This is a genomic window from Mesorhizobium sp. M0060 (assembly GCF_040323155.1).
In the GTDB taxonomy this organism is placed as follows: domain Bacteria; phylum Pseudomonadota; class Alphaproteobacteria; order Rhizobiales; family Rhizobiaceae; genus Mesorhizobium.
In genome coordinates this window covers 1-5,081 of sequence record NZ_JAMYUP010000124.1, presented here as the reverse complement: position 1 = coordinate 5,081, position 5,081 = coordinate 1, and the positions used below count along the sequence as shown (strand labels likewise).

General features: G+C 62.5%; 2 protein-coding genes and 3 pseudogenes. 1 reads left to right on the top strand and 4 read right to left on the bottom strand.

The features are described 5' to 3' along the window. Nucleotides 1–321: 321 nt before the first annotated feature. Nucleotides 322–1,062, top strand: coding sequence for an SDR family NAD(P)-dependent oxidoreductase (locus NKJ94_RS36855; RefSeq protein ID WP_352532632.1), 741 nt, complete (start codon nucleotides 322–324; stop codon nucleotides 1,060–1,062). 12 nt (nucleotides 1,063–1,074) lie between these two features. On the opposite strand, the gene NKJ94_RS36850 is transcribed toward NKJ94_RS36855, so the two are convergent. From NKJ94_RS36850 to NKJ94_RS36835, 4 genes and pseudogenes are all read right to left on the bottom strand, one after another. Continuing rightward, nucleotides 1,075–2,029 (bottom strand): IS630 family transposase gene (locus NKJ94_RS36850; RefSeq protein WP_352532630.1). Its coding sequence is split into 2 segments (ribosomal slippage): nucleotides 1,075–1,711 and nucleotides 1,710–2,029, totalling 957 coding nucleotides; the frame shifts between segments, so codons are not numbered across the junction. 383 nt (nucleotides 2,030–2,412) lie between these two features. Further along, a pseudogene (locus tag NKJ94_RS36845) lies at nucleotides 2,413–3,423 on the bottom strand (IS91 family transposase); the annotation flags it as partial. Between the two features lie 295 nt (nucleotides 3,424–3,718). Further along, nucleotides 3,719–4,885: pseudogene (locus NKJ94_RS36840) on the bottom strand (IS110 family RNA-guided transposase). 75 nt (nucleotides 4,886–4,960) lie between these two features. Continuing rightward, a pseudogene (locus tag NKJ94_RS36835) lies at nucleotides 4,961–5,081 on the bottom strand (transposase zinc-binding domain-containing protein); the annotation flags it as partial.

Genomic DNA, 5,081 nt, shown 5'->3' with positions numbered 1-5,081 from the left:
AGATCGTCGCTCGCTTCGGCGACGAGGCGACCCTGGTTCGTGTTGCCCACGAACTGGAGCAGGCCATTCCCTGGTCTACAAGGCGGCCACCGGTGTTTGCGGGAGAAATTGGAGAATCGGCGAAACAGCGATGAAAAGCGACCGGTCCAAGCTGGTCGGAGCATCCTACAAACCACGAGTGCGCGGGGGCTAACTCGCTTCATATGCCATCGCAAAATGGTTTCGCCATAAAAGATCGGCTGAGTGACCGCGGCCGATGTCGTGGTGTTCGTATGAGCACCGTTCATCCAATTCAGGGCATGCTATGAATTTCGGACCTCCATACTTGTAACGGGCGCAGCAAGTGGCATTGGCGCCGCCTTTGTTAGACGCATCGCCGCCCCTGGTGTTCGCCTCATGTTACATACGCGCGGCAACCTTGAAGGACTTAACGCTGTAGCGAGCGCGGCACGAAGCCAAGGCGCCGAAGTCGCTATAGAACTGGGTGACCTTGCCGACCCCTCAGTACCGGTCGGGCTGGTCCAGAAGGCGAGAGCCATTTTCGGAAGAGTCGACCAGTTAGTTTCGAACGCAGGCAAAGCGCAAAGCGCAACATTCGATTCGCTCGAATCTCATGAGCTGCAATCTGCTTTCGCATCAATGCCGGTCGCCTTTTTCCACCTTGCAAAAACAGCTCTACCGGACCTGTGCACATCGCCGCAGGGTCGTATCGTTGCCGTTAGCTCTTTTGTCGCTCACTCCTTCGGTAAGAACAATGTGCATTTTCCCGCCACCAGCGCTGCGAAGGCTGCGCTCGAAGCCCTTGCCAAATCCTTGGCGGTCCAACTCGCGCCCGCTGGGGTTACCGTGAACTGCGTGGTGCCGGGCTTTGTCCGAAAGGACCCGTGCCGGCATGCTGCAACGTCGACCGTCGCCTGGGAAAGCGCGCGCGCCGCCTCACCGAACGGCCGTCTGGGGGAGCCCCAAGATATCGCGGAACTCGTTGCCTTTCTGCTATCGCGCGCCGCGCGGCACATTACCGGCCAGGCGATACACATTGATGGCGGGCTGCTCCTGCCCTAGAGCGGCGGACTTTCATGTGAGTCCATACCCTGCGGCTGCGAAGTAATTTCTGCATTCTGTTGGAGAGAAGAGATTGCAGATATCGCCAATGGCCTGCCACAGGGCGTCGATGGTTCTGATGGCCTTTGCGCGCAGGTGCGCCTTGAGCTTGGCGAATGCCATTTCGATGGGATTGAGATCTGGGCTGTAGGGCGGCAGGAAGAGCAGCCATGCGCCTCTGGCCCGGATCGCTGCCTCGGCGGCCGGGCTCTTGTGGGCAGCGAGATTGTCGAGGATGACGACATCGCCCTTTGCCAGCGTCGGAGCGAGCTGCGTTTCGACATAGGTTTCGAAGATGCGCCGGTTCATCGGCGCGTCGATAACAAAAGGGGCCGTGAGCCCATGACAGCGCAACCCGGCGATGAAGGTCTGCGTCTTCCAATGCCCGAACGGTGCCTTTGAGCGCAGCCGTTGGCCCTTTAGGCAGCGGCCGCGCAGACGTGTCATCTTCGTAGTGGTTCCGGTTTCGTCGATGAACACCAGCCGATGTGGCTCAAGCTGCATCCGCGGCTGGCGCCTGGTCTGCCACTCCTGCCGCGCCTTGCTGACGTCGGGACGATCTTGCTCGCTGGCCAGCAGCGTTTTTTTTGAAGCGATAGCCATTCCTGATGAGCCAGCGCGAGATCGGGGCAGGAGCGACCTGGACGCCGGCAGCAGTAACCAGCTCGGCGGCAAGCTCCGGCATAGTGATGTCATCCTTCTCGGCCACACGGCCAAGCAGGAACGCACGATGCGGGTCGAGCTTGGAATGGCGGCGGCCACCGCTGGCCTTGGGCGCCAGGCTCTCGGTCTTTCGATAGTTCCTCATCAGGATCACGACAAACGAAACCGACACCCCAAAATGTGCCGCCGCCGCACGCCGCGAGTGGCCAGCCTCGACAAACCGCACAACACGTTCACGCAAATCGAGCGAATAGGGCTTGGGCATGGCAAATCACCTCCTACAGGAAGTGAATCTGGAGGGTTCTGTGTGGTCGCGGGCGCGATGGTACGGGCTCGCACGGGTCGCGACTACATTGAAGCCTGATTGAACTGAACCGCGGGATGGCGGGCGGGGCTATGGGGATTTAGGGCTCGACAGTGTGTCCGAGGCGCCGGAGCGGGCTCGCCGATCGCTCTTGGGCAGTCGCCCGTCGTCGCGATGCAGGACCATCTGCGACGCGAGAGACGGCGCCATTGGGTCGTTGACGCTGAGGTGCAGCGTTGCTGGCGACAGCCAGGCTGCGACTTTGACTAGCGGCGCGCAAAGGCCCTTCGGCGACTGTAGCAGACGCCGGGATGGACGGTGCGAGCGTGTCGGTGCGCAGCGTGTCATGAGGTGTCTGGCCAGGTCGGGGCCTTGCGCGGGATCGGGCCGAGCGAGGCCATGGCGCCGCCGCAGCCCGGACAGATGTTCAGGGAGCGCCCTGTGAGACAGCGGTAACGCTGGCGATAGTCGGCGGTCGGGTCCGGCGTCAGCGGCGTGGGCGCCGCCAGAAGAAGACGGCACTGGGCGAGCTTGGCGACGCGGTGGCCGTTGGCGAGGAGGCCGTAATGGCGGATGCGATGGAATCCGTCTGGAAGAGCGTGCAGCAGGAAGCGCCGGATGAACTCGTCGGCGCTTAAGGTCATGAGCTTGTGCTTGGACTTGTCGTGGTGGCGATAGTCCTTCCAGCGGAAGCTGACCTTTCCCTGGTCCAGGCTCACGAGGCGGCTGTTGGCGATGGCGACGCGATGGGTGTAGCGGCCCAGATAGGCGAGGACCTGTTCGGGACCGCCGAACGGGGGCTTGGCGTAGACGACCCATTCGATCCGCTTCAGTCCAGTCAGTTGGGCGCAGAAAGTGGCAGGGTCGGCCAGGCTGGCGAGATCGCTGAAGAAGCGAAGCTGGCCGGCGTCGAAGGCGTCCTGCAGGCGCCCCAGGAATAGCCGCCTGAACAGGCGCGACAGAACCCGCACGGGCAGGAAAAATCCCGGCCGGCAGGCGATCCATCGCTGGTCCCCGGCCTTCGCCGTGGCAGGCTCGAGCGACAGGCCGCCGCCCGGCACGAGGCAGTGGACATGCGGATGATGGTGGAGATTTTGACCCCAAGTATGAAGCACGGCGACCATGCCGATCTCGGCGCCCAGATGCCTGGGATCGGCCGCCGCCACCCTCAAGGCTTCGGATGCGGCCTTGAACAGGATCGTATAGACCGCCGCCTTGTTCTGGAAGGCGATCTCAGCGATCTGGGCCGGGACGGTGAAGACCACGTGGAAGTATGGGACCGGCAGCAGCTCAGCCTGCCGCTCGGCCAGCCACTGGGCGCGGGCTAGGCCCTGGCACTCACATGGGCGGACTCGGGTCAACCGGATTGTGTACGGCTTACGGCTTCATGGATTATCTCCTGGAGTTGCTACGGATCCGAGGTTGAGCCTGTTTCCAATACGAGCATTTCTGGCTCGGTTGAAACTCACATACGGTCGCCGCCCCAGGGCGGCTGCACCCTTATCCCGCATACGGCGGCTAGGCTCAGGAGGACGTGACCATTCTTAGGGGCGGTTGTTGAGACCATATGCCAGGCCGGTTCGTCCACCTGGATCCGCCGGGGCTGATCAGGCCCCGTCAGATGGCGAAAGAGGTTTGGTTGGCTTCAGATCAGGTCGGCTTTATGATGGCGCCCTCCATCACCACTCCGGCGGTCGCATACTGCCACAGTGCGACCAGCAGTTTACGTGCCAAGGCGACGATTAGCGGCTTACGCAGCCGCCCACCGTTGCGCTCGACCCGCTGTTTGAACCACTGGCTGAGGGCCGAGTCTGGTTGGTGTCGCAGCCACAGCCAGGCCATCTGCACCATCGTTCCTCTCAGCCGCGGATTGCCCGCTTTTGAGACGCCTTGCTCATGATCGACAGAACCGCTCTGCCAGGGCGTTGGCGCAAGCCCGGCATAGGCCGCAAGCTGCCTTCGATTGTCGAAATGACGATAAAGACCTTCAGACCAGAGTACGTTGGCGAACTCAGCGCCCACCCCCTTCAGCTGCAGCAGTCTCACCACCGGCGCCGGGTCGTTCGCCTTGGCCCGATCCAACAGCAGATCGTCGCGCGCCGCCTCGACCTTTTGCAACTGCTCCAGGATCAGCTCAAGCCGGTCGAGCTCACGCACAACCTGTGCCTTCAGGTGGAAAGGTAAGGCGCGACCATCACCCGTTTGCAGATCCTTGAGCCTGGCGCGTCGGTCGCGACGCAGCGGCTCATAGTCACCGACGCCCTGGGCGAACAGCAGCCCCTTGATCCGGTTGACGTGCTCCACCCGCTCGGCTATCAGCGTCTTGCGCTCCCGGCAGAGTCGGCGGCGATCCTCTTCCTCGGGGGTCGGCGGCCTGACCATGGAGCAGACCCGCGGCTCGCCACGCTTGTAGGCCAGCAAGGTCCGTACCAGGGTCTCGCCGTCGATCTTATCGGTCTTCGCCCGTCGGCGCCGCCGTGACACCAGGATCGAGGCGGCGTCGACCACGTGGCTCTCGATCGCTTCGCCCTGAAGCACCCGATGGATTCAGAAGCCGTCTAGTCCAGCTTCCTGAATGACAATAATCCGGAAGCGCTCGCCGGTTCGTGCCCGAGCCTTTTCCTGGAGCGTCGCAAACAGCTCCAGGAGTCCCGCAACGTGCCCGCCCCGCAGAGAATGCTTGGACATCTTCTCCCCGCCACCCGGCGACAGTGAAGTGATCAGCCAACTTGATCGAGACAGTTCCATCGAAACAAAGATCGCGCCAAGATCAATGCGGATAGCGGCCGGTTCCGGCCGATTTGCAACCTGTTGCATTGTCGTCTCCAGAATGAGTGGGTTTAGCAACGCCATTCTGCCGACGGCAGGTCGCTATCCACCAGCCCATAGGATCTTGGGGCAGTGACGGTGGCGGCAGGAGTTATAGGCTTGCCGCACGAGACCGCAGTCGGCGCAGTGTTCGGCGTGACCGCCCAGGGCCGCGGTCCGGCACGCCTCCACCGCGGCCATAACC